Origin of the sequence: Streptomyces sp. NPDC001890 (assembly GCF_042891445.1) — a bacterium.
Classification (GTDB): domain Bacteria; phylum Actinomycetota; class Actinomycetes; order Streptomycetales; family Streptomycetaceae; genus Streptomyces.
The window spans coordinates 244,818-266,953 of sequence record NZ_JBIATE010000003.1 but is presented as its reverse complement, the minus strand read 5'-3'; the positions used below and the strand labels follow the sequence as shown (position 1 = coordinate 266,953).

General features: G+C 70.9%; 21 protein-coding genes. 8 read left to right on the top strand and 13 right to left on the bottom strand.

Annotated features, from left to right (window positions below; all coding sequences use genetic code 11):
- Positions 1-88: 88 nt before the first annotated feature.
- From ACFYY1_RS12520 to pdhA, 6 genes are all read right to left on the bottom strand, one after another.
- Positions 89-1,234, bottom strand: a complete 1,146-nt coding sequence (locus ACFYY1_RS12520) for a potassium channel family protein (RefSeq protein ID WP_388583840.1) — start codon at positions 1,232-1,234, stop codon at positions 89-91.
- The gene (locus ACFYY1_RS12515) at positions 1,192-3,021 is read right to left on the bottom strand and encodes a molybdopterin molybdotransferase MoeA (protein ID WP_388583837.1); all 1,830 of its coding nucleotides are present in this window, start codon (positions 3,019-3,021) and stop codon (positions 1,192-1,194) included. The genes ACFYY1_RS12520 and ACFYY1_RS12515 overlap by 43 nt, the downstream gene beginning before the upstream one ends.
- Entirely contained in the window at positions 3,018-3,878 is an 861-nt protein-coding gene (locus ACFYY1_RS12510) for an NTP transferase domain-containing protein (protein ID WP_388583834.1), read from the bottom strand. Before ACFYY1_RS12510 ends, ACFYY1_RS12515 begins: the two co-directional genes overlap by 4 nt.
- Before the next feature lie 110 nt (positions 3,879-3,988).
- Positions 3,989-5,473 (bottom strand): dihydrolipoamide acetyltransferase family protein, encoded by a 1,485-nt coding sequence (locus ACFYY1_RS12505; protein WP_388583831.1) that lies wholly within the window; start codon positions 5,471-5,473, stop codon positions 3,989-3,991.
- Positions 5,473-6,504 carry an alpha-ketoacid dehydrogenase subunit beta gene (locus ACFYY1_RS12500; RefSeq protein WP_360930189.1) on the bottom strand — a complete coding sequence of 344 codons (1,032 nt, stop codon included), beginning with the start codon at positions 6,502-6,504 and terminating at the stop codon, positions 5,473-5,475. Before ACFYY1_RS12500 ends, ACFYY1_RS12505 begins: the two co-directional genes overlap by 1 nt.
- Positions 6,501-7,655 carry a pyruvate dehydrogenase (acetyl-transferring) E1 component subunit alpha gene (pdhA, locus tag ACFYY1_RS12495; protein ID WP_388583828.1) on the bottom strand — a complete coding sequence of 385 codons (1,155 nt, stop codon included), beginning with the start codon at positions 7,653-7,655 and terminating at the stop codon, positions 6,501-6,503. Before pdhA ends, ACFYY1_RS12500 begins: the two co-directional genes overlap by 4 nt.
- Positions 7,656-7,920: 265 nt before the next feature.
- Between pdhA and ACFYY1_RS12490 the strand changes: the two genes are divergently transcribed.
- The gene (locus tag ACFYY1_RS12490) at positions 7,921-8,427 is read left to right on the top strand and encodes an Lrp/AsnC family transcriptional regulator (RefSeq protein ID WP_388584686.1); all 507 of its coding nucleotides are present in this window, start codon (positions 7,921-7,923) and stop codon (positions 8,425-8,427) included.
- A gap of 93 nt (positions 8,428-8,520) precedes the next feature.
- On the opposite strand, the gene ACFYY1_RS12485 is transcribed toward ACFYY1_RS12490, so the two are convergent.
- On the bottom strand, positions 8,521-9,114 hold the full coding sequence (locus ACFYY1_RS12485) for a TetR/AcrR family transcriptional regulator (RefSeq protein ID WP_388583825.1): 594 nt from the start codon (positions 9,112-9,114) through the stop codon (positions 8,521-8,523).
- Between the two features lie 123 nt (positions 9,115-9,237).
- On the opposite strand from ACFYY1_RS12485, the gene paaN reads away from it, so the two are divergent.
- On the top strand, positions 9,238-10,938 hold the full coding sequence (gene paaN / locus ACFYY1_RS12480) for a phenylacetic acid degradation protein PaaN (protein ID WP_388583822.1): 1,701 nt from the start codon (positions 9,238-9,240) through the stop codon (positions 10,936-10,938).
- A 147-nt stretch (positions 10,939-11,085) separates the two neighbouring features.
- Here paaN and ACFYY1_RS12475 read toward each other — a convergent pair whose 3' ends face one another.
- From ACFYY1_RS12475 to ACFYY1_RS12465, 3 genes are all read right to left on the bottom strand, one after another.
- The gene (locus ACFYY1_RS12475) at positions 11,086-11,730 is read right to left on the bottom strand and encodes a TrmH family RNA methyltransferase (RefSeq protein WP_388584683.1); all 645 of its coding nucleotides are present in this window, start codon (positions 11,728-11,730) and stop codon (positions 11,086-11,088) included.
- Between the two features lie 128 nt (positions 11,731-11,858).
- The gene (locus tag ACFYY1_RS12470; protein ID WP_388583819.1) at positions 11,859-13,112 is read right to left on the bottom strand and encodes an HTTM domain-containing protein; all 1,254 of its coding nucleotides are present in this window, start codon (positions 13,110-13,112) and stop codon (positions 11,859-11,861) included.
- A complete protein-coding gene (locus tag ACFYY1_RS12465) occupies positions 13,109-13,891 on the bottom strand; it encodes a DUF5819 family protein (protein ID WP_388583818.1) in 783 nt (260 codons plus the stop codon). Before ACFYY1_RS12465 ends, ACFYY1_RS12470 begins: the two co-directional genes overlap by 4 nt.
- Before the next feature lie 115 nt (positions 13,892-14,006).
- Here ACFYY1_RS12465 and paaA point away from each other — a divergent pair, with 115 nt between their 5' ends.
- From paaA to ACFYY1_RS12435, 6 genes are all read left to right on the top strand, one after another.
- Positions 14,007-15,071 (top strand): 1,2-phenylacetyl-CoA epoxidase subunit PaaA, encoded by a 1,065-nt coding sequence (gene paaA / locus ACFYY1_RS12460; protein ID WP_388583816.1) that lies wholly within the window; start codon positions 14,007-14,009, stop codon positions 15,069-15,071.
- Entirely contained in the window at positions 15,068-15,358 is a 291-nt protein-coding gene (paaB, locus tag ACFYY1_RS12455; protein ID WP_266731391.1) for a 1,2-phenylacetyl-CoA epoxidase subunit PaaB, read from the top strand. The genes paaA and paaB overlap by 4 nt, the downstream gene beginning before the upstream one ends.
- The gene (gene paaC, locus ACFYY1_RS12450; protein ID WP_388583813.1) at positions 15,355-16,056 is read left to right on the top strand and encodes a 1,2-phenylacetyl-CoA epoxidase subunit PaaC; all 702 of its coding nucleotides are present in this window, start codon (positions 15,355-15,357) and stop codon (positions 16,054-16,056) included. The genes paaB and paaC overlap by 4 nt, the downstream gene beginning before the upstream one ends.
- The gene (gene paaD, locus ACFYY1_RS12445; protein ID WP_388583810.1) at positions 16,050-16,556 is read left to right on the top strand and encodes a 1,2-phenylacetyl-CoA epoxidase subunit PaaD; all 507 of its coding nucleotides are present in this window, start codon (positions 16,050-16,052) and stop codon (positions 16,554-16,556) included. Before paaC ends, paaD begins: the two co-directional genes overlap by 7 nt.
- On the top strand, positions 16,557-17,615 hold the full coding sequence (locus ACFYY1_RS12440; protein ID WP_388583807.1) for a 2Fe-2S iron-sulfur cluster-binding protein: 1,059 nt from the start codon (positions 16,557-16,559) through the stop codon (positions 17,613-17,615).
- A 112-nt stretch (positions 17,616-17,727) separates the two neighbouring features.
- A complete protein-coding gene (locus tag ACFYY1_RS12435; RefSeq protein WP_388584680.1) occupies positions 17,728-18,864 on the top strand; it encodes an acyl-CoA dehydrogenase family protein in 1,137 nt (378 codons plus the stop codon).
- A 218-nt stretch (positions 18,865-19,082) separates the two neighbouring features.
- Here ACFYY1_RS12435 and ACFYY1_RS12430 read toward each other — a convergent pair whose 3' ends face one another.
- From ACFYY1_RS12430 to ACFYY1_RS12420, 3 genes are read right to left on the bottom strand one after another with little or no spacing between them, the layout of a single operon-like run.
- A complete protein-coding gene (locus ACFYY1_RS12430; protein WP_388583806.1) occupies positions 19,083-19,427 on the bottom strand; it encodes a rhodanese-like domain-containing protein in 345 nt (114 codons plus the stop codon).
- A 46-nt stretch (positions 19,428-19,473) separates the two neighbouring features.
- Positions 19,474-20,550 (bottom strand): J domain-containing protein, encoded by a 1,077-nt coding sequence (locus ACFYY1_RS12425; protein ID WP_388583804.1) that lies wholly within the window; start codon positions 20,548-20,550, stop codon positions 19,474-19,476.
- 58 nt (positions 20,551-20,608) lie between these two features.
- The gene (locus tag ACFYY1_RS12420; protein WP_388583802.1) at positions 20,609-22,060 is read right to left on the bottom strand and encodes a DUF2252 domain-containing protein; all 1,452 of its coding nucleotides are present in this window, start codon (positions 22,058-22,060) and stop codon (positions 20,609-20,611) included.
- Positions 22,061-22,136 lie beyond the last annotated feature (76 nt).

The following is a 22,136-nucleotide window of genomic DNA, read 5'->3' as shown; positions in this document are numbered from 1 at the left end:
TGCGGGGGCAGGACCGCAGACGGGGGCCAGGGCCGCCGCACGCAGACGGGGAGGCAGGATCGCCGCACGCAGACGAGGGCGGGACCGGTCAGTCGCGTGGGCGTGGCAGTCCGGTCGGCGTGGTGCCGTCCGACGGCGACTCGTTCGAGGCACGCACGATGGTGATCAGACGGTCCGTCAACTGCAAGGGGCTGGCGGCCGGATCGTCGTAACCCATCAGCCGATGCCCTCGCAACACGCTGACCACGAGGTCCTCGGTCTCCCGGACGCTCTTGCCCACCTCGGCCTTTATCACCGGTCGTTCGACGAGATCGAGTCCGCTGCCCTGCTGGATCAGATCCTCCATCACCGTGCCCGCGCTGGGGCTGAGGACGGAAAGGCCGAGCAGCCGGCCCGCCGCACTGGCACTGGTGATCACCGCGTCGGCACCGGACTGCCGGAGCAACGGGGCGTTCTCCTCCTCGCGCACCGCAGCGACGATCTTCGCGCCACGGTTGAGCTGCCGGGCCGTCAGCGCCACCAGCACCGCCGTGTCGTCGCGCTGGGTGGCGATGATGATCTGACGCGCCTTCTGGAGCTCGGCCCGCAGCAGCACCTCGCTGCGCGTCGCGTCGCCGACCACCCCGACGAACCCTTCGGCGTTGGCGATCTCGATCACCTTGGTCGCCGGGTCGACGACGACGATCTGTTCCTTCTTCAGGCCGGTGGCACACAGGGTCTGGATGGCCGAACGGCCCTTCGTCCCGAAGCCGACGACAACGGTGTGATCACGCAAGTTGGTTCTCCAACGCTTCAGCCGAAAGTCCTCCCGGGTCCGCTCCGTAAGGACCTCAAGAGTGGTGCCGACCAGGATGATCAGGAAGAGCACCCGCAGTGGCGTCACGAGCACCACATTGGTGAGCCGGGCGCCGTCCCCGTACGGGGTGATGTCGCCGTAACCGGTGGTGGAGAGGGTGACCGTCGCGTAGTACACCGCGTCCAGCAGATCGACCTTGTCGTCAGCTGCATCGTGGTATCCGTCGCGGTCCAGCCAGACGATCAACACTGTTGCGGCAAGCACCAGCAGCGCCATCATCAGCCGCTTGGCGACCTGCCTCGCCGGTCCGTCGACAACCCTGCGCGGCAGCAGCACCCGTGTGGGTGCGGCATGCTCGTCAGCGCGCCTGGCCATCGCATCGTGGCCGGGAAGTTTCACGTGAAACACCCTTCCGTCCACGGCATCGCCGAGGCCCACGGTAGATCGAGGATCTCCACCTCGGTGCCGGACCGTACCCCGCCCGGCGGTACGACGGCCAGCCCGTCGGCGGCAGCGATCCCACGAAGCATCGCCGGACCGTTGTAGCGCAGCGGTACGACGTACTCGGCACCGCTCCCGGTTCCCGCGCCGCCACGGTCGTACCCGCCGCCCGGCCGCCCACCGACCGACCGCCCGTCGCCCGACCGCCCGTCGCCCGACCGCCCGTCGATGATGCTGCCCGCTCGGTGCACGACGGGCACCAGGCGGGTGTCATGCGGGTGCCCCTGCACCTCGTCACGCACGACGACCCGGTACGGCGCCTCCGGCTCCCGTCCCGCCAGCCCGCGGAGGAGGGGCTCGGCGAGCGTGAGGAGCCCGGAGACGGCGGCCAGGGGATTGCCCGGCAACCCGACGAGATACGGACCCTCGCTCCTCTTGAGTTCCTCGCTCCTCTTGAGTTCCTCGCTCCTCTTGAGGCGGGCCAGCAGCATCGGGTGGCCCGGACGGACCGCGACCCCGTCGACCAGCAGCTCGGCCCCGATCTCGGCAAGGACCGGGTGGACGTGGTCGACGGGGCCCGCGGCCGTACCGCCAGTGGTGATGACCAGATCGGCGTCGGACGTGGTGAGGGCGCGCCGCAGGGCGGCCGCGTCGTCGCCGAGCCGCTGCGGGGCCGAGACCTCAGCACCCAGCGCACGCAGCCAGGGGCCGATCATCGGGCCGAGCGCGTCACGGATCAGCCCGTCGTGCGGCAGACCGCCGGTCAGCAGTTCGTCGCCGAGAACGAGCACGTCGACGCGGGGCCGGGGCACCACGACGAGCGCGTCGTACCCGGCAGCGGCGGCGAGGCCGAGAACGGCGGGCGTCACCAGCGCTCCGGCGGGCATGAGCTGATCACCTGCACGGCACTCCTGGCCACGGGGCCTGATGTCCTGTCCCGGGAGCACCTGATGTTTCGCGTGGAGCAGCCCCGCGGCCTCGTCCACACGAGCGTGCTCGCTGCGGATCACGGCGTTGGCATCCGCCGGGATGCGGGCGCCGGTGGCGATCCGTACGGCGTCCCCGTCGGGGAGCGTGGCGGGGGTGCTCCGCCCGGCGAGGATGCCCAGATCCCGGTTGGGCCCGGGGCTGGGGACGGGCCCGGCCCCGGCGGCCTTGCGGACGCTCCAGGGCCCCGGTCCGGAGACGACCCAGCCGTCCATGGCCGAGGTGTCGAAGGGCGGCAGATCGGTGAGCGCGACGAGCGGCTCGGCGAGTACGTGTCCGAGCGCCTGGCCAAGGGGAAGCCGGCCGACGCGGACCGCACCGGCCCGCCCGGACTGCCCGCACCGAGCTGCCAGCGCACGCGCCTCCCGCCAGGAGGCTGCGGGCCCGTGTCCGTGCCTCCGGCCGTGCCGGTTCCCGTACTGCCCGGGGGCAGCGTCGGTGCTCGGGTCCAGGCCCGCCGAACGGGACGCTGCCGCGGCTTCGTCCGCGAGGTGTGGCAGCTCCGCGCAACCGGGTTCGGGTCCCGTTCCCGTTCCCGCTCCCGGCCCCGGTCCCGCTTCCGCTTTCGTCGACCGTGGCCGATCCGCGGCGCCGGGCCGATCCACGGCATGGCGCCGACCCGTTGGGCGGGGCTCACCTGACGACCGGCTACCGACCAGGGCGAGGGCCTGCTCGACGGCCCGCTCCTCCTCCTCGGCCGCCCGCGCCGCAAGTCCACTGCTCGCCACAGGCCCGCCGGCCGCCGACGGAACGTCCGCAGCCGAAGGCCGGTCGGACTCACCGCTTCCGGTGGTCATTGCGTCCCGTTCTCGTCCGCCCAGCGCAGGGCGAGCGCGGCAGCCTTCCGAGCGGCCTCGGCCACCGCCGTGGCGCCGTCGCCGTCGCCGCTGCCTTCGCTGCTCGCCATGGCCGCCGCGTACCCGACCAGGAAGGTCGTCAGCGGTGCCGCGGGCCGGGCGACACCGTGGGCGGCGTCACGGGCGAGGTCGAGCAGGACGTCGGTGTCGACGTCCAGTTCGATGCCGAGTTCGTTCTTGACTGCGGTGATCCATTCGTCCAGCACGGTCCCATGCTCTCTGATGCGGGCCCGAGCCGATGCGATGTCCTCCCAGGTGTCGCAGTCGAAGGAGGCGAGGGGATCGCCCTTCACCCGGGCAAGGTCGAGCTCAGGCGTCAGCAGACGCAGGGGGAGCCCGGACAGACTGCCGTGCTCGGTGGCGAGCAGCGCGAGTTCACGGCGCAGCGGCTCGGCGCGGTAGACGGCGACGAGAGGCTGGTCGCGCCCCTCCTCATCCGTGCACAGGGCCCCGTCCCGCTGCCCTTCTCCGGCGGCGGCCAGTAGCGCTCCGACCGTCCCCGCTGCGAGGAACGGCAGGTCGGCGGAGAGCACCAGAACCCGCTCCGCCGTGGTCCGCCGAACCCCCGCGTCGAGCGCGGCCAACGGACCTCCTCCCGAGGGCGCTTCGCGCGTCCAGACCACCGGCCGCACGGTGGACCGGCGCCCGCCCACCACCACCGTCGTCGACGCGTCGGCGCAGGCCGCGAGCACCCGGTCGAGCAGCGCACGGCCTCCGACCCGGATCCCGGGCTTGTCGGCGCCGCCGAGCCGCTTGGCGGCCCCTCCGGCAAGAACGATGGCGTCATACGCGGTCATGCATCCGAGTATGCGTGCCGCAGGCTTCCGCCGGTCCGCCCGGTCGGCAATCGAGCCGATCAGCCGGACCGAGCGAGGGGGAGGAAACGGAAGCCCGCGGCTGTCCTCGCCTACAACGTGCGCAGCAGCACCGCCGGTTGTTCCACGCAGTCGGCCACGTAGCGCAGGAAGCCGCCCGCCGTGCCGCCGTCGCAGACCCGGTGGTCGAAGGTCAGCGAGAGCTGGACCACCTGTCGTACGGCCAGCTCGCCCTGATGCACCCAGGGCTTGGGCACTATCCGGCCGACGCCCAGCATCGCCGCCTCGGGGTGGTTGATGATCGGGGTCGATCCGTCGACTCCGAACACCCCGTAGTTGTTCAGCGTGAACGTGCCGCCGGTCAGCTCGGCCGGGGTCAGTCGCCCGGCCCGCGCCGCCTCGGTCAGCCGGGCGATCTCGGCCCCGATCGACTCGGCGTTCCTGGCCTGCGCATCCCGCACCACGGGGACGACCAGCCCCCGCTCGGTCTGAGCCGCGAACCCGAGATGGACCTCCGGCAGGCGCACGATCTCCCGTGCTTCCAGGTCCACCGTGGAATTGAGCTCGGGGAACCGGGCCAGCGCCGCGGTGCAGATCCGCGCCAGCAGTGCCAGCACCGACACCTTGGGTCCGGCAGCCGGACCGGCGGCGCTGTTCATCGCGGCTCGGGCCGCCATCAGCTCGGTGGCGTCGGCATCGACCCAGCACGTGGCGTCGGGTATCTCCCGCCGGCTGCGCGACAACTTGTCGGCGACCGCGCCCCGTACACCGCGCAACGGAACCCGCTGTGCGGCCGGGCCCGCCACCTCACCGGAAACCGACTCCGCACCGGAGACCGGCTCCGCCACCACCTCCACCTCCGGCGCCGGCACCGAGGCCGGCCGGGAGACCGCCGTCCCCTCCGCCAGAGCCCTGATCGCGGATTCGACGTCGGCGCGCAGGATCAGCCCGTCCGGACCGGACCCCACCAGCTGCCGCAGATCAAGATCATTCTGCCGTGCCAGCTTCCGTACCAACGGGGAGACAACCGCTACCGGCCCCAGGCCCGGCCCCGACCCTGACCCCGGCACCGACCCCAGGACGGGATCGGGGGCCGGCACCGGAGCCACTGGCACCCGCGCCGGAACAGCCGCGGCCACGGCAGCGGGACGGACCCGACGACGGCGCGCCACCGGTGCGCCCGTCCCGTACCCGACCAGCACATTGCCCGACGACTCCACCTCGGCCCCGGAACCATCCGCAGAGCCCGAACCGGCCCCGGAACCGGTCCCAACCCCAGCCCCGGAACCAGCCCCGGCCCCGGGACCCGCTCCCTCCGCGTCCGCTCCCCCCACCGAGACCGCCACCGTCAACAGCGGCGCCCCGACCGGCAGTTCCGAGCCCTCCTCGCCGAACCGCGCGGTCACCACGCCCCCGTACGGGCACGGCACCTCCACCATCGCCTTGGCCGTCTCGACCTCGACGACCGGCTGGTCGATGGCGACGACATCGCCGACCTCCACCAGCCAGCGCACGATCTCCGCCTCGGTGAGCCCCTCGCCGAGGTCCGGCAGCTTGAATTCGAGTACCTGGGGCATCAGCTCTCCGCCTCCCACTGCAAGCGGGCGACCGCGTCCAGCACCCGGTCCACACCCGGAAGATGGTGCTTCTCCTGCATCGGCGGCGGATACGGAATGTCGAACCCGGCGACCCGCAGCACCGGCGCCTCCAGGTGGTGGAAGCAGCGCTCCGTCACCCGGGCCGCTATCTCACCGCCCGGCCCGCCGAACCCGGAGGACTCGTGGACGACCACCGCACGCCCCGTACGCCGGACCGAGGCGGCGACGGTCTCGTCGTCGAACGGCACGAGCGAGCGCAGGTCCACGACCTCCAGGTCCCAGCCCTCCTCGACGGCCGCTTCCGCCGCCTCCATGCAGACGGGCAACGACGGTCCGTACGTGATCAGCGTCGCGCTGCGGCCCGGTCTGCGGACCACGGCCCGGCCGATCGGCTCGACCGCCACCGGCGCCTCCGGCGACCAGTCCGCCTTCGACCAGTAGAGCCGCTTCGGCTCCAGGAACACCACCGGATCGTCCGAGGCGATCGAAGCCCTCAGCAGCCCGTACGCGTCCTCGACCGTGGCGGGCGTGACGACCTGGAGGCCGGGCGTCGCCATGTAGTACGCCTCCGAGGAGTCGCTGTGGTGCTCGACCCCGCCGATCCCGCCGCCGTACGGCACCCGGACCGTGATCGGCAGCGGCATGGCCCCGGCCGTTCGGTTCCGCATCTTCGCGACATGGCTGATGAGCTGCTCGAACGCCGGATAGGCGAAGGCGTCGAACTGCATCTCCACCACCGGCCGCAGCCCGTACATCGCCATGCCCACGGCCGCCCCGAGGATGCCCGCCTCGGCCAGCGGGGTGTCCGTGCAACGGTCGTCGCCGAACTCCTTCGCCAGACCGTCGGTGATCCGGAAGACCCCGCCGAGCGTGCCGACGTCCTCACCGAGTACGTGCACGGCCGGGTCCTGGGCCATCGCGTCACGCAGTGCCCGCCCGAGTGCCTGCGCCATCGTGGCGGGCTTGGCCTTCGCCGTCCGCTCTCCGGCCGTCGCCGCTGCGGTGGTCATCGTCCTTCCTCCATGTCGTCCTGGCCGTGCTCGGCTTCCAGCTCGACGCGCAGCCGGGCCGCCTGCTCGCGCAGTTGTGCAGTCTGTTCCGCGTAGACATGGGCGAACAGATCCATCGGGTCCAGCACCGGATCGGCGTTCATCCGCTCGCGCAGAGCGGCCGCCATCCGCTCCGCGGCCGCGCGCGCCTCCTCGATCCCCTCGTCACCGAGCAGTCCTCGCCCGGTCAGTTCCCGCTCCAGAAGCTGGATCGGGTCGTGCGCACGCCAGGCCTCCACCTCGCTGTCGACGCGGTAACGGGTGGCGTCGTCGGCGTTCGTATGGGCGTCCATGCGGTACGTCACCGCCTCGACGAGCGTCGGCCCGCCGCCGCTCCGGGCCCGCGCCACCGCCTCACCGAGGACCTGGTGCACGGCGGCCGCGTCGTTCCCGTCCACCAGCCGGCCCGGCATCCCGTACCCCACGGCCTTGTGTGCCAGGGACGGGGCCGCGGTCTGCTTCGCCAGCGGTACGGAAATCGCGAAGCCGTTGTTCTGCACGAGGAAGACGACCGGGGCTCGCCAGACGGCCGCGAAATTCAGCGCCTCGTGGAAATCGCCCTCACTGGTCCCGCCGTCACCGACCATGGCGAGCGCCACCACGTCGTCGCCCTTGAGGCGCGCCGCGTGCGCCAGCCCGACGGCATGCGGCAACTGGGTGGCGAGGGGGGTGCAGAGCGGTGCGATGCGGTGCTCACGCGGGTCGTAACCGGTGTGCCGGTCACCGCGCAGCAGCGTCAGGGCCTCGACCGGGTCCAGGCCGCGGGCCACCGCCGCAAGGGTGTCCCGATAGCTGGGAAAGAGCCAGTCCCGCTCCTCCAGCACCAGCGCGGCCGCTATCTCGCAGGCCTCCTGCCCCGTGCTCGACGGGTAGACGGCGAGCCGGCCCTGCTTGGTGAGGGCGGTGGCCTGCGCGTTGTACCTGCGGCCTCGGACCAGCTCCGCGTAGAGCCGCAGCAGCAGTTCGGGGTCGGCATCGGCCACGGCATCCGTACCGAGCACGCGATACGGCTCGGGGTCCGGGAGCAGCGGCGCGGGATCGGTGAGCGGCTTCCAGGCCGGGGGCGGCGTGGGCCGGTAAGCAGCCGCGCCGGGCAGCTCTTGGACCGTCATGACAAGCACCTCCTGGCATCGAGGGTTTTCGAGCGGCGTCTGTCGGCATCAGGGAATCGTCCGATGCCGAGGGGGTGTCGAAATGCATCGAAATGTCGAGCGCTGTCCGAGGCACGGATGTGGGGTGCCTCACCTACCGATTGTTCGGTCGCGAGCGCATTTTGGCTACAGGCACCTTCAGCCTGTGGACAAACGGTTCTCCACAGCCTGGGATAGAGACAGGTCGTCCAGGACGGAGAGGCGGGGGCACATGTCAGCTGAACAAATGGCCGACGGGGGCGAGGGCGCCGGTCAGGTTCCGCCCGCGCGGCCGCTCGATGCCATCGACCGCGGCATCCTGCGACTGCTCCAGACGGACGGCCGCGCCTCGATACGGTCGGTGGCCGATCGCGTCCACGTGTCCCGGGCCAACGCCTACGCCCGGATCAGCCGGCTCATCGACGACGGCGTGATCCGCGGCTTCACCGCACGTGTGGACCACGAGCGGGCGGGGCAGGGCGCCTCCGCGTACATCACTCTCAAGATCGTCCAGAATTCCTGGCGCACGGTGCGCGAGGAGCTCCAGGCACTGCCGGGGGCGACTCATATCGCACTGGTCAGCGGCGACTTCGATGTCCTGCTGCTGGTGCACACCCAGGACAACAGGTCGTTGCGCGAACTGGTCCTGACAAAGATCCAGGCCATCCCGGAGGTGCTCTCCACCCGCACGCTCCTGGTGTTCGAGGAGACGGACCTGACCCCGGGCACGGACAGGCCCCCCGAGCTCACCTGACCGAGAACCTGCCGGACGCGCCGCAGCCGTCAACGGTTCAACCACTCAACAACCCGACGACTCAACGACTCAACGACTCAACGGCTCAACGGCTCAACGGCTGGACCGCATCCCCTCGAAGGCCACCCGGACGAGTGTGTCCGCCAGCCGCTCCCCGTCGGCCCCGCCGTCGGGCAGCGGCCGATACCACTCCACCAGGGAGTTGACCATTCCGAAGAGCAGCCGGGTCACCAGTCGTATGTCCACGTCGGAGCGGAGGTCACCCTCCGCGACCGCGGCCCTGAGCAGATCGGTCACCCGCTGGTCGAACTCGCGCCGCCGCTCCATGGCCCAGCGCTCCGTCTTCGTGTTGCCCCGCACCCGCAGCAGCAGCGTGACGTAGGGCAGTTCGGCTATCAGCACATCGACGGTGCGGCGGGTGACGTATTCGACCCGCTCGATCGCACGCCCCTGCGTCGCTCCCGGCTCGTCGAGAATTCCGAAGAGCCCGTCCAGCGCACGGCTGACCGCGCGGCGCAGGAGTTCCTCCTTGCCCGCGACGTGGTGGTAGATGGAGGACTTGGAGATGCCTGCCGCCTTGGAGAGGTGCTCCATGGACGTGCCGTCGTAGCCGCGCTCGTTGAAGACACGGACGGCAACGGTGAGCAGAGTCTCCGGGGTGTACGTGTCCCGCTTGGCCGTGGTCATGTCCGCGATCCTCCCCTACGAGTTGTCCACAGGTTTGGCGGGCCCCCTTGTCCCGACCGATCGTTCGGTTACTCTAACTCTGTCCGCCCGTCCCTGCCCAGCTCGATGAGGAGTTGGTCCGTCATGGCCGCCGAGCTCTCCCCGCACCTGCTCTCCGAGAAGCACCGCCCCACGCTCGACCAGGCCCTCGACGCGATCCGTACGCGCGCCTACTGGTCCCCGCATCCCGAGCATCCGAAGGCATACGGCGAGGGCGGCGCCCCCGGCAGCCTGAGCGCCGCCGAGGGCAAGGCCGCCTTCGACGCCGTGCTGAACACCCGGCTCGACCTCGGCCAGCCCGGCACCGACGGCTGGACGGGCAAAGAGACCTCTCCGTACGGTCCGGAGCTCGGCGTCGAATACCCGCACGCCGACCTGGACGTCCTGCTTCCGGCGATGCGTGCCGCCATGCCCGCCTGGCGTGCGGCCGGTCCCGAGACCAGGGCCCTGGTCTGTCTGGAGATCCTCGCCCGGATCAGCGCCAGGACCCACGAGTTCGCCCACGCCGTGATGCACACCAGTGGCCAGGCCTTCATGATGGCGTTCCAGGCGGGCGGCCCGCACGCCCAGGACCGCGGCCTGGAAGCCGTGGCGTACGCGTACGAGGAGCAGATCCGCACCCCCGCGAGCGCCGACTGGTCCAAGCCGCAGGGTAAGCGCGACCCGCTCCAGCTGCAGAAGTCGTTCACCGCGGCACCGCGCGGCATCTCGCTGCTGATCGGCTGCAACACCTTCCCCACGTGGAACGGCTATCCCGGCCTCTTCGCCTCCCTGGCCACCGGCAATCCCGTCCTGGTCAAGCCGCACCCCCGCGCCGTGCTGCCGCTCGCGCTCACGGTGCAGCTGGCCCGCGAGGTGCTCGCCGAGGCGGGTTTCGATCCCGACCTGGTCGCCCTGGCCGCCGAAAGGCCGGGCGAAGGCATCGCGAAGACCCTGGCTCTCCGCCCCGAGATCAAGATCATCGACTACACCGGGTCGACCGCCTTCGGCGACTGGCTGGAGACCAACGCCCGCCAGGCCCAGGTGTACACGGAGAAGGCCGGGGTCAACACGATCGTCCTCGACTCCACGGACGACTACCGCGGCATGCTGTCCAACCTGGCGTTCTCGCTCTCCCTCTACAGCGGCCAGATGTGCACGACCCCGCAGAACCTGCTGATCCCCCGGGACGGCATCACCACCGACGCCGGCGACAAAACGTACGACGAATTGGTCGCCGACATCGCCGCCGCGGTCACCGGCCTGCTGGGCGACGACGCCCGGGCGAACGCCCTGCTCGGCGCCCTGGTCAACCCCGATGTGAAGGCCCGCCTGGAGGCGGCCGCGGATCTCGGCGAAGTCGCCCTGCCCTCCCGCGAGGTGGCCAACCCGGATTTCCCCGACGCAGTGGTCCGCACCCCCGTCGTCGTCAAGCTGGACGCCACCAAGCCGGACGACGAGCAGCACTACCTGTCGGAGTGCTTCGGCCCGGTCGCCTTCGCGGTGGCGGTCGACTCGACGGCCGACGCCGTGGAGCTGCTCCGCCGCACGGTCCGCGACAAGGGCGCGATGACGGTCGGCGCGTACACCACCTCACCGGAGGTGGAGCGGGCGGTGGAAGATGTCTGCCTGGACGAGTCGGCCCAGCTGTCGCTGAACCTGACCGGCGGGGTGTACGTCAACCAGACCGCGGCCTTCTCCGACTTCCACGGCTCGGGCGGCAACCCCGCAGCGAACGCGGCGCTGTGCGACGGAGCCTTCGTCTCCAACCGCTTCCGCATGGTGGAGGTCCGCCGCCAGGCCTGACCACACCCTCCGCCGCCCCTGCTCCCCCTCAGCCCTTCCGGCCCCGGGGAGCAGGGGCCGGAGGCCCGGAGCGCGAGGCCCGGACCGACCGCGATCCGGCGGACCGGCCCCGGGCTCCCAGGCTCCCGGCCCCTCAGGCCCACGGCCCTAGCTGTGCTGTCCCGGCTCCGGGATCTCCGCGTAACGCTGCACCCAGGCATGCATGGCGATGGCGGCCGCGGCCCCCGCGTTGATCGACCGCGTCGACCCGAACTGCGCGATGGAGCACACCATCGCCGCGTGCTCACGGGCCTCCTCGGTGAGTCCGGGCCCTTCCTGCCCGAAGAGCAGTACGCAGCGCCGGGGCAACTCGGTCCGCTCCAGCGGCACCGCCCCCGGCAGGTTGTCGATCCCGATGATCGGCAGGCCCTCGGCCCGCGCCCACGCGGTCAGCGACTCCGTGTCGGGGTGGTGCCGCACATGCTGGTACCGGTCGGTGACCATCGCACCGCGCCGGTTCCAGCGCCGCCGCCCCACGATATGGATCTCCTTGGCGAGAAAGGCGTTCGCGGTGCGCACCACCGAACCGATATTGAAGTCATGGCCCCAGTTCTCGACCGCGACGTGGAAGTCGTGCCGCCGCAGGTCCAGATCGGCGACGATCGCCTCCCGGGTCCAGTACCGGTAGCCGTCGCCCACATTGCGCCGGTCGCCGTGGGCGAGCAGCTCGGGGTCGTACCGCTCGTCCACGGGCCAGGGCAGCGGGTGCGGTCCGACGCCGATCTCCGTCCCGAACCCGTCGTCGTACTGCATCGGTTCCGCGGACGCACCGGGCTGCGCCGGGGCCGCGGACACGACGGACGCATCGGGCCCGGCGGCCTCCTCGGTCGACGATTTCCCGCCGCTGGTGCCTGCGCTGCCGGTACTGCCGCTCTCACTACTCACCCGACGAGCGTATGGCCCCCGTCGCCGCTGTGCTGCGGGGCCTCCTCGTCGTCGTCGCCACGCCGCTGACGGGGCACCTCGGCCCTGACCGGGAACAGCCGCTCGCGGGCGAGCGACACCCGGCCGCCGAGCCAGACCAGGAAGACGGTCGGCAGGAAGACGGAGTCGGCGGCGATCATCGCCATGGAGAAGAAGGGCAGCCCGAGCAGCAGGGCGATGCCGGCGTGCTCCAGCATCATGGCGACGAGCAGGACGTTCTTGACCCGCCGGTTGAAGAGGGTGAAGGGAAACGCGACCTGGACGATGACCGTGCCGTAGGTGAGCACCATCACCATCACACTGTTGGAGGCGAGGATGTCGGACAGGCCGGGCCAGGGCGTGAAGTAGTCGAGCTTGAGCGGGTAGTACAGCGCCGTGCCGTCCTGCCACCGCGAGCCCTGGATCTTGTACCACCCCGCGGTGGCGTAGATCAGACAGACCTCGGCCATGATCACGACGAGGGTCGCGTTGTGGGCGAGATTGGCGAAGACGTCGAGCAGCGTGCGCGACTGGCTTCGCGGTGCGTAACGGTTCGCGGCCCACCAGGCGCCTTCACCGACCCACAGGAACCAGAGCAGAGTCGGCAGCCACCAGGTGCCGCCGAGCCCGTCCGTCACACTGGCCACGATCAGCACGAGGCCGAGCACCACCCAGAGCACCGGACCGGCCACATTGCCGAGCACCGGGCTCCGCGCCCCCTCCGCTTCCGCGCGCGCCTGCCGCGCCGCCCGCCGGGCGTCCAGCGACCAGACCCGCCCGCAGCGCGTGAGCACCAGATAGATCGCCATGAGGTGGATGACGTTGTCGCCGCCGTCGCCCATGAAGATGCTGCGGTTCTGCAGGGAGAGCACCCCGGCCATGAAGAGGACCGAAGTGGCCCGGGTGTGCCAGCCGACCATCAGCAGCGCCGCGGAGATCAGCGCGACCGCGTACACGACCTCGAACCAGACGGTGCTGTCCGACCACATGAGCACGGTGAACGACTGGTTGTTGGATATGAGCTGCTGCGCCATGTCCCAGCGCCAGGGGGCGTCGGGGCCGTACATCTCGTGACGGTGCGGCAGCTCGCGCAGCAGGAAGAACAGATAGGTGGCCGAGAAACCGATCCGGATGACGGCACTCTGATATTGGCCGAGGGCCGTGGAGGTGATGCGCTGGATGCCACGGGCGAGCTTGTGATCGACCTTGCGGTCGGCGATGACCGTACTCACTTGTCCGCCCCCTCGGCGCCCTTGGGAAGATCCTCGGGCGTTACCGTCCACCAGGGCAGTACCCGGTAGGACGGCCGCGTGCTGATCTTCTCCTCGCTCCACGCGGGCGCTGCGACGGACCGCACCTCGGAACGGACCTGGATGCGCTCGACGGTGCCGCCGTAGTCGTGTTCGCCGAGGCGCAGCATCACGATGCGGCGGATGTAGCGCTCGGAGAGCTGACCGCGAAGGCCGTTGGCACGGTTCTGGTTGTCGTGGGAGCTGAGGTAGAAGTCCCAGCCGCGGCGGAGTTCGTTCTGCTGGACATGGCTGGGGAGCAGATTGCCGCGTATCGCCTTGCCGTCCTCGCCGGAAAGGCTCATCCAGGGTGTGGTGCGGCGCCCGTCGGGGCCGGCTATTTCGGCTCGTACGTGAACGGCGATGTTCTGCTGGAGCGGATTCGGGGCGAAAAGCTTCCAGTTCTGCTCGAACTCGGGATAGACCCACTCGTCGACCGCTTCGCCGTGCTGCTTGGTCAGGGTGTTGGAGGGTGCGACGTGCAGAAACACCATGACCAGTTGTCCACAGGCGACCAGGCCGATGACCGACAGTGCTATCGCGGCAACGATCTGGTACGGAAGAGAGAGCGCGGCCATCCCCTCACGAGGAGCTGGTTCAAGGGCGCGGCCAGCATCGGAAGGCTCGTCCTCCCGCTGATCCGGCCCCGGCTCGGCCCTCCCGTTCCCACCCTCGGCGCCCCAGTTCCCGCTCTCGGAGCCCCTGTCGTCGTACGAATCCATCCCGCCCCGATCCCCGTCGATCCCCGGTCAGTTATCCACAGGGTTGACACCCTACGGGCCACCGACTCACCATTGAAGACATTGAACCGAACGATCGGTCGGTAGGGAGTCCGGGATGGCGGCAGTGACTGCGGACCAGACAGCGCAGGCGGGAGCGGACAGGCCCGAAGGGGCGGACGAGGCCCTGGGGGCGGCATTCGACGCCGCGGTGGCGGCGGACGAGCGCATCGAGCCACGCGACTGGATGCCCGATGCGTACCGTGCCTCGCTGGTCAGGCAAATGGCCCAGCATGCCCACTCCGAAATCATCGGCATGCAGCCGGAGGCCAACTGGATCTCGCGCGCGCCCTCGCTGCGTCGCAAGGCGATCCTCATGGCCAAGGTGCAGGACGAGGCAGGCCACGGCCTCTATCTGTACAGCGCGGCGGAGACCCTCGGCACCGGCCGCGAGGAGCTGCTCGACAAGCTCCACGCCGGCCGCCAGAGGTATTCATCGATCTTCAACTACCCGACGCTGACCTGGGCGGACGTCGGCGCGATCGGCTGGCTCGTGGACGGCGCCGCGATCACCAACCAGGTGCCTCTGTGCCGCTGCTCCTACGGCCCGTACGCCAGGGCGATGGTCCGTATCTGCAAGGAGGAGTCCTTCCACCAGCGCCAGGGGTACGAGCTGCTGCTCACCCTCAGCGGCGGCACCCCGGCCCAGCACGAGATGGCGCAGGACGCGGTGAACCGCTGGTGGTGGCCGTCCCTGATGATGTTCGGCCCACCGGACGACGCCTCGGCCCACTCGGCGCAGTCGATGGCCTGGAAGATCAAGCGCCACTCCAACGACGAGCTGCGGCAGCGCTTCGTGGACATCTGTGTCCCGCAGGCCGAGGCGCTGGGGCTCACCCTCCCGGACCCGGACCTCCGGTGGAACGAGGAGCGCGGACAGCACGACTTCGGGGCGATCGACTGGAAGGAGTTCCAGGAGGTCCTCAAGGGCAACGGCCCGTGCAACGAGCAGCGCCTCACCCAGCGCCGCCGGGCGCACGAGGAGGGCGCCTGGGTCCGGGACGCGGCGGTTGCCTACGCCGAGAAGCACACAGCGACACACGTCGCGACACACACAGCGACGCACACGGCGACGCACACGGCGACGTACACGGCAGCGAGGAACGGGGAGGCGACAGCATGAGCAGCTCGACCGAATGGCCACTGTGGGAGGTGTTCGTGCGTTCCCGCCGCGGCCTTTCCCACACCCACGCGGGCAGCCTGCACGCACCGGACGCGGAGATGGCCCTGCGCAACGCGCGCGATCTGTACACCCGCCGCTCCGAGGGCGTCTCGATCTGGGTGGTCCCGTCCGCACAGGTCACGGCCTCGTCCCCGGACGAGAAGGACTCCTTCTTCGAGCCGGCCGCTGACAAGCCGTACCGGCATCCGACGTTCTACGAGATCCCGGAAGGGGTGAAGCACCTGTGACCGCGGCCCTCGCCCTGGGCGACGACGCGCTGGTGCTCTCGCACCGGCTGGGGGAGTGGGCGGGCCATGCGCCCGTACTGGAAGAAGAAGTGGCCCTGGCCAACATCGCCCTGGACCTGCTGGGCCAGGCCCGGGTGCTCCTCACCATGGCCGGCGACGAGGACGAGCTGGCGTACCTGCGCGAGGAGCGCGCCTTCCGCAACGTCCAGCTGGTCGAGCAGCCGAACGGCGACTTCGCGCACACCATCGCCCGTCAGCTCTACTTCTCCACCTACCAACGGCTGCTGTACGAGCAGCTGGCATCGGGTGGGAGCGCCTTCGCCGGTCTGGCGGCGAAGGCCGTCAAGGAGGTCGCGTACCACCAGGACCACGCGGAGCACTGGACGCTGCGGCTCGGCGACGGCACGGACGAGAGCCATGACCGGATGCAGCGCGCGGTGGATACCCTCTGGCGGTTCACCGGCGAGTTGTTCGAGCCCGTCGAAGGCGTGGAGATCGACTGGCAGTCGCTGCGCGGCGGCTGGCTGGAGTCCGTCTCCGCGGTGCTGGACCAGGCCACTCTGACGCTGCCGGCCGGTCCGCAGTCCGGGGCGTGGACGGCGGGCGCGGGGCGCCAGGGCATCCACACGGAACCCTTCGGCCGCATGATCGCCGAGATGCAGCACCTGCATCGCAGCCACCCGGGGGCGTCATGGTGACCGAGACACGTCTGGAGGAGGAGCTGCACCGCCTCGCAGGCTCCGTGCCCGACCCCGAGCTGCCCGTGCTCACCCTGGACGAGCTGGGGGTGCTCCGGGGCGTGGACGTCCTCGCCCCCGGCAAGGTCACCGTGCGTCTCACCCCGACCTACACGGGCTGCCCCGCGATCGAGGCCATGTCCGCGGACATCGAGCGGGTTCTGCACGACCACGGCATACCGGAGGTCTCCGTGGTCACCGTGCTCTCCCCGGCCTGGTCCACGGACGACATCAGTGCGGAAGGGCGACGCAAGCTGGCGGAGTTCGGCATAGCGCCCCCGCGCCCGCACGATGCCACGGCCCCCGCGGGCGGCCCGGTCCCGCTCACGCTGTCGGTGCGCTGCCCGCACTGCGGCTCGACCGATACGGAGCTGCTGAGCCGGTTCTCCTCGACCGCGTGCAAGGCGCTGCGCCGTTGCGTGACGTGCCGCGAACCGTTCGACCACTTCAAGGAGTTGTAGATGTTCCATCCGCTCCGGGTCCGCGCCATCGAACGGCTCACGGACGATTCGGTGGCCGTCACCCTCGCCGTGCCGCCCGAGTTGCGCGAGACCTTCCGCCACAAGCCCGGCCAGCATCTCAACGTGCGGTACACGGTCGACGGCGAGGAGATCCGCCGCTCGTACTCGATCTGCTCCCCGGCCGTCGAGGCGCCGCACGACCCCGTGCTGCGGGTGGGCATCCGGCTCGTCGACGGTGGTGCGTTCTCCACGTACGCCCTGAAGGAACTCGCCGTCGGTGACGTGGTCGAGGCAATGTCCCCGATGGGCCGCTTCGTGCTGGCGCCCCGCGCCGGACACTTCGCGGCGATCGTCGGGGGCAGCGGAATCACACCGGTGCTGTCGATCGCGGCCACGCTGCTGGCACGGGAGCCCGACGCACATTTCTGCCTGATCCGCAGTGACCGGACAGCACTCTCGACGATGTTCCTGGACGAGGTCGCCGACCTCAAGGACCGCTACCCGGACCGGTTCCAGCTGGTCACGGTGCTCTCCCGGGAGGAGCAGCAGGCCGGCCTTCCCTCCGGCCGGCTGGACCAGGACCGTCTCACCGAGCTGCTGCCCGCACTGCTCCCGATGGCCGAGGTGGATGGCTGGTACCTCTGCGGGCCGTTCGGGCTGGTCCTGGCCGCGGACCGGGCACTGCGCGGCCTGGGCGTCGACCGGACCCGCATCCACCAGGAGATCTTCCATGTGGACGAGGGCCCGAGCGCAGCCGCCCGCCCCCGGATCGAGTCGCCCGCTCACAGCCGTCTCACCGCGACCCTGGACGGCCGCTCCGGCACCTGGCCCGTGGAAGAGGGCGAGTCGCTGCTGGAAACGGTGCTGCGCAGCCGTGCCGACGCACCGTACGCCTGCAAGGGCGGGGTGTGCGGGACCTGCCGGGCATTCCTGGTCTCGGGCGAGGTGCGGATGGACCGCAACTTCGCGCTGGAGCCCGAGGAGACGGGTGCGGGCTATGTGCTGGCTTGCCAGTCGCATCCGGTCACACCGGAGGTGGAGCTCGACTTCGACCGCTGAGCGACCCCGAGCAACCCCGTCGTCGCTCCTCCTGTTCCCTTCTCGTAGAACCTGTTCTATCTTGACGACCCGTCAGATTCGGGTGGTCATCGGTCAACGGGAGGCCAGGACAGTGGACTTCACCTTCACCGAGGAACAGCAGGCGGCCGCGGAGGCAGCGCGAGCGGTCTTCTCGGGAGTCGCACCGGACGGGGTTCCCAGCCCCGCTCTCGTGCCGGGCGCGGTGGCCGAGGACATCGACCGCCCGCTGTGGGCCGGGCTCGCGTCGAGCGACCTGCTGAGCCTGACGCTTCTGCCGGAGCACGGCGGGGCCGGGCTCGATCTCGTCGCGCTCTGCCTGGTGTTGCGCGAGTCCGCCAAGGTGCTCGCGAGAGTGCCGCTGCTGGAAACCTGCGCGGTCGCAATGACGCTCCAGCGGTACGGGGACCCGGGGCTGGCCGGCGAGTTGCTGCCTCGGGTCGGCCGGGGCGAACTGGTCCTCACCGCCGGGGCCAACGGCCGCTCCGGGCACGATCCGGCCGAACTCGCCGTGAAGGCCCGCCGGAAGGCGAAAGTCGGCTGGGTGCTCGACGGGATGCAGTCGGCGGTACCGTGGGCGCAGGCAGCGGACTGGATCGCGATCCCGGCCCGCACGGACGAGGGCCGGGCGGTCGTCGCCCTGATCCAGCCCGCCCAGGACGGTGTCACCCTGGCCGAGCAGGTCTCCACCAACGGTGAACGGTTCGCCGAGGTCCAGCTGGAGTCGGTACGGATCGACGACCGCGCGCTGATCGACGGCGCCGGGGCCTGGGAGTGGCTGCGCGCCCTCCTGACCACCGGAACGTGCGCGATGGCGCTGGGCCTGGGTGAGGCCGTGCTCGCCATGACGAGCCAATACACCGGAAAGCGCGAGCAGTTCGGCTTCCCGGTGGCGACGTTCCAGTCCGTCGCCGTACAGGCTGCGGACCGGTACATCGACCTGCGGGCCATGGAAGTGACGCTCTGGCAGGCGGCCTGGCGGATCTCCACCGGGGCTAACGGGGCGCTTCCCGCCGAGGGCGACATCGCCGTGGCGAAAATCTGGGCGTCTGACGGCGTACGCCGCGTCGTGCAGACGGCGCAGCATCTGCACGGCGGTTTCGGTGCGGACACGGACTACCCGCTGCACCGCTTTCACGCCTGGGCCAAGCAGATCGAGCTGTCCCTCGGCCCGGCGGCGGCACACGAGGAGGCGCTGGGCAGCCTGCTGGCCGCGCACCTCCTCGGCTGACACCGACCGAACGGCGATCAGGCCGACCGACATCCCGCCGACAGCCGGCAGCCGACAACCGACAACCGACAACCGAGCCACCCCGGCCGGGGGAGCCGTTCCACCCGAGGCTCCCCGGCCCAAAAACTCTCCGGCCCAAAATCTCCGGCTCAGAACGGCCCCGGCCCGGAACGGCTCCGGGCCCGGAACCACGCTCCGGCCCGGAACGCCGCCCCGGCTCAGAGCACGAAGGCCGGGGTGCCGCTGTCCGTGACCATCGGACGTCCGGCGCCGTCCCAGGCGAGCATCCCGCCGTCGACGTTCACGGCGTCGATGCCCTGCTGCACCAGGTACTGGGTGACCTGGGCCGACCGGCCACCGACCCGGCACATGACGTGCACGCGCCGACCGTCCTCGGCGGCCTCGGTCAGCTCCCCGAAGCGGGCCACGAAGTCACTCATGGGGATGTGCAGGGCGCCCTCGACATGCCCGGCCGCCCACTCGTTGTCCTCCCGGACGTCCAGCACGAAGCCGTCCGACGGAACCGCCGCGACGTCCACCGAGGGCAGCGGGGCGAAATTCATGGGTCATGCCTTCTCTCGTACATACGCGCCAGAGTCACCTGGAACGCTACTGCACCAAGCCCGCCAGTTCCGCCTCGCGCTGCGCGACCTCGCCCAGCAGCTGCTCGGCGATCTCGTCGAGCAGCCGGTCCGGATCGTCCGGCGCCATCCGCAGCATGGACCCGATCGCCCCCTCCTCAAGCTCCTGGGCGAGCACCGTCAGGAGCTCCTTGCGCTGAGTCAGCCAGTTCAGCCGGGCGTAGAGCTCCTCGCTCTCGCTGAGCTCCGCCTCCGGGGCCACCGGACCTGCCGCCCATTCCTGCGCCAGCTCCCTCAGGAGTTCCTCGTCCCCTCGCCCGTATGCGGCGTTCACGCGGGCGATGAACTCGTCCCGGCGGGCCCGCTCCGTCTCGTCCTGCGCCAGGTCCGGGTGGGCCTGGCGTGCCAGGTCGCGGTAGAGCTTGCGCGCCTCCTCCGTCGGCCGGACCCGCTTGGGCGGCCGGACCGGCTGCTCGGTCAGCATCGCCGCGGCCTCGGGGGACAGCCCGTCGGAGTCGATCCAGTCATGGAACAGCTCGTCGACACCCGGCATCGGCATGACGACCGCCCGTGCCTCCTGCGCCTTGCGGATGTCCTCCGGGTCGCCCGTCCTGGCGGCCCGGGCCTCCGCGATCTGCGCATCGAGCTCGTCGAGGCGGGTGTACATGGGCCCGAGCTTCTGATGATGCAGCCGGGAGAAGTTCTCGACCTCGACCCGGAAGGTCTCCACCGCGATCTCGAACTCGATCAGCGCCTGCTCGGCCACCCGGACCGCCCTCGCGAGCCGGGCCTCGGGCCGCTCCCCCTCGGCACGACCATCCGTCCCGCCACCGTCGACACCGGCGCTTCCCGCAGCGGCGCCGGAACCGCCGTCGGCACCGGTCTCCGGACCGGCGCCGGCCGACCGGCCGTGCTGCTCAACCGGCTCGCCCCGGCCCTGCGGCTCAAGTGGCTCGTTCCGGGCATGCTGCTCGCGCCGCCGGTCGTTGTCCTGCCGGTCGTTGTCCTGCCGGTCGTTGTCCTGCCGGTCGTTGTCCTGCCGGTCGTTGTCCTGCCGGTCATCGTCGTTCCGGGTGGTCGGCACCCCGGCGGCTTCGTGGGTCACCCGTCCAGCGTATGGCCACCGCTCACCTCCAGAGGACGCGCGGTCGGCCCGAAGCCCCTCAGACGCCCAGTTCGGCGGCTATCCGCCCCGACCCGACGGCCCGCACCAACTCCGCGTGGTCCGCCTCCGTACGGTCCGCGTAGGTCACCGCGAACGCCGCCACCGCCTCGTCCAGTTCCTCGTTCTTGCCGCAGTAGCCCGCGATCAGCCGCGGATCCGCGCTGTGCGCATGGGCCCGCGCCAACAGCGCACCGGTCATCCGGCCGTAGTCGTCGACCTGATCGGCCGCCAGCGCCGCCGGATCCACGCTGCCCTTGCGGTTCCTGAACTGCCGCACCTGGAACGCGCGCCCGTCCACCGTCGCCCAGCCCAGCAGGATGTCGCTGACGACCTGCATCCGCTTCTGCCCGAGCACCACCCTGTGCCCCTCGTGCGCCACCTCCGGCACGTCGAAGCCGACCGCCGGCAGGTACGGCGCCAGCACGGAGGGCCGCGCCTCCTTCACCTGCAGCACCAGGGGCTCGCCGCGGTGATCGAGCAGGAGCACCACGTACGACCGGGTGCCGACGCTCCCGGTCCCGACCACCCGGAACGCCACGTCATGGATCGCGTACCGGGCCAGAAGCGGAACCCGGTCCTCCGAGAGCGTGCCCAGGTAGTCACCGAGCCCCGCCGCGACCGCCGCGGCCTCCTCGTCCGGCACCCGCCGCAGCACCGGCGGCGCATCGACGAAGCGGCGTCCGCCGTCCCCGGAATCCTCGGTGGACTTGGCCGCGAACCGGGCGCTGGTGTTGTTACGGGCCTTCTCCGAGACCCGCTCCAGGGTTCCGAGAAGATCCCGCGCGTCCGTGTGCGAGACCAGCTCCTCGTCCGCGATGGCGTTCCAGGCGTCGAGCGCGGGCAACTTGGCCAGCAGCCGCATCGTCCGCCGATACGCCCCCACCGTGTCGTGCGCGCCCTGCCGGCAGGTGTCCTCGTCCGCCCCGGCCTCGCGCCCCGCGAGCACCAGCGAGGTGGCCAGACGCTTGAGGTCCCACTCCCACGGGCCGTACACGGTCTCGTCGAAGTCGTTGAGATCGATGACCAGGCTGCCCCTCGCATCGCCGTACAGCCCGAAATTGGCCGCGTGCGCATCGCCGCAGAGCTGGGCGCCCACCCCGCTGACCGGTGTGCCCACCAGGTCATGAGCCATCAACCCGGCCGAACCGCGCAGAAAGGCAAAGGGGGTGGCCGCCATCCGCCCCACCCGTATCGGAGCGAGCGCGGGCACTCTGCCCCGGCTCGACTCCTCGACCGCCCGCACCGCGTCGGGCCGCCCGGCCGGAAGGTCCAGGAGCGAGTGGGAGGCCCTCGGCACCCGCTCCCGCAGCGCCTTGCCCGCCGCCCTCGGCGACTGGGCCGCGCCCCCGCCCGACGCGGACGCCCGTCGCGCGAATCCGGGCACGACCGGAATCCGCGGATCACCTGTCGCAGCCCGCTGAACCGGCACTGTCGCTTCGATGTCATCCATGGCGCGCAGCCTCCCCCGCTCTCGCCCTGCGCTTGTGGCCCGACGCCCTGTCGCAGATCAGCAGATCAACTGCGAC

Bases quoted from the DNA above. Each gene is read 5' to 3' on its own strand.
- ACFYY1_RS12500 (WP_360930189.1), bottom strand. From the start codon at position 6,504: ATGACCACCGCAGCGGCGACGGCCGGAGAGCGGACGGCGAAGGCCAAG.
- ACFYY1_RS12515 (WP_388583837.1), bottom strand. From the start codon at position 3,021: ATGACCACCGGAAGCGGTGAGTCCGACCGGCCTTCGGCTGCGGACGTT.
- ACFYY1_RS12490 (WP_388584686.1), top strand. From the start codon at position 7,921: ATGGCCGACGGGGGCGAGGGCGCCGGTCAGGTTCCGCCCGCGCGGCCG.
- paaD (WP_388583810.1), top strand. From the start codon at position 16,050: ATGGTGACCGAGACACGTCTGGAGGAGGAGCTGCACCGCCTCGCAGGC.
- pdhA (WP_388583828.1), bottom strand. From the start codon at position 7,655: ATGACGGTCCAAGAGCTGCCCGGCGCGGCTGCTTACCGGCCCACGCCG.
- ACFYY1_RS12505 (WP_388583831.1), bottom strand. From the start codon at position 5,473: ATGCCCCAGGTACTCGAATTCAAGCTGCCGGACCTCGGCGAGGGGCTC.
- ACFYY1_RS12430 (WP_388583806.1), bottom strand. From the start codon at position 19,427: ATGAATTTCGCCCCGCTGCCCTCGGTGGACGTCGCGGCGGTTCCGTCG.
- paaA (WP_388583816.1), top strand. From the start codon at position 14,007: ATGGCGGCAGTGACTGCGGACCAGACAGCGCAGGCGGGAGCGGACAGG.
- paaB (WP_266731391.1), top strand. From the start codon at position 15,068: ATGAGCAGCTCGACCGAATGGCCACTGTGGGAGGTGTTCGTGCGTTCC.
- ACFYY1_RS12465 (WP_388583818.1), bottom strand. From the start codon at position 13,891: ATGGATTCGTACGACGACAGGGGCTCCGAGAGCGGGAACTGGGGCGCC.
- ACFYY1_RS12485 (WP_388583825.1), bottom strand. From the start codon at position 9,114: ATGACCACGGCCAAGCGGGACACGTACACCCCGGAGACTCTGCTCACC.
- ACFYY1_RS12440 (WP_388583807.1), top strand. From the start codon at position 16,557: ATGTTCCATCCGCTCCGGGTCCGCGCCATCGAACGGCTCACGGACGAT.
- ACFYY1_RS12420 (WP_388583802.1), bottom strand. From the start codon at position 22,060: ATGGATGACATCGAAGCGACAGTGCCGGTTCAGCGGGCTGCGACAGGT.
- ACFYY1_RS12510 (WP_388583834.1), bottom strand. From the start codon at position 3,878: ATGACCGCGTATGACGCCATCGTTCTTGCCGGAGGGGCCGCCAAGCGG.
- paaN (WP_388583822.1), top strand. From the start codon at position 9,238: ATGGCCGCCGAGCTCTCCCCGCACCTGCTCTCCGAGAAGCACCGCCCC.
- ACFYY1_RS12475 (WP_388584683.1), bottom strand. From the start codon at position 11,730: ATGCAGTACGACGACGGGTTCGGGACGGAGATCGGCGTCGGACCGCAC.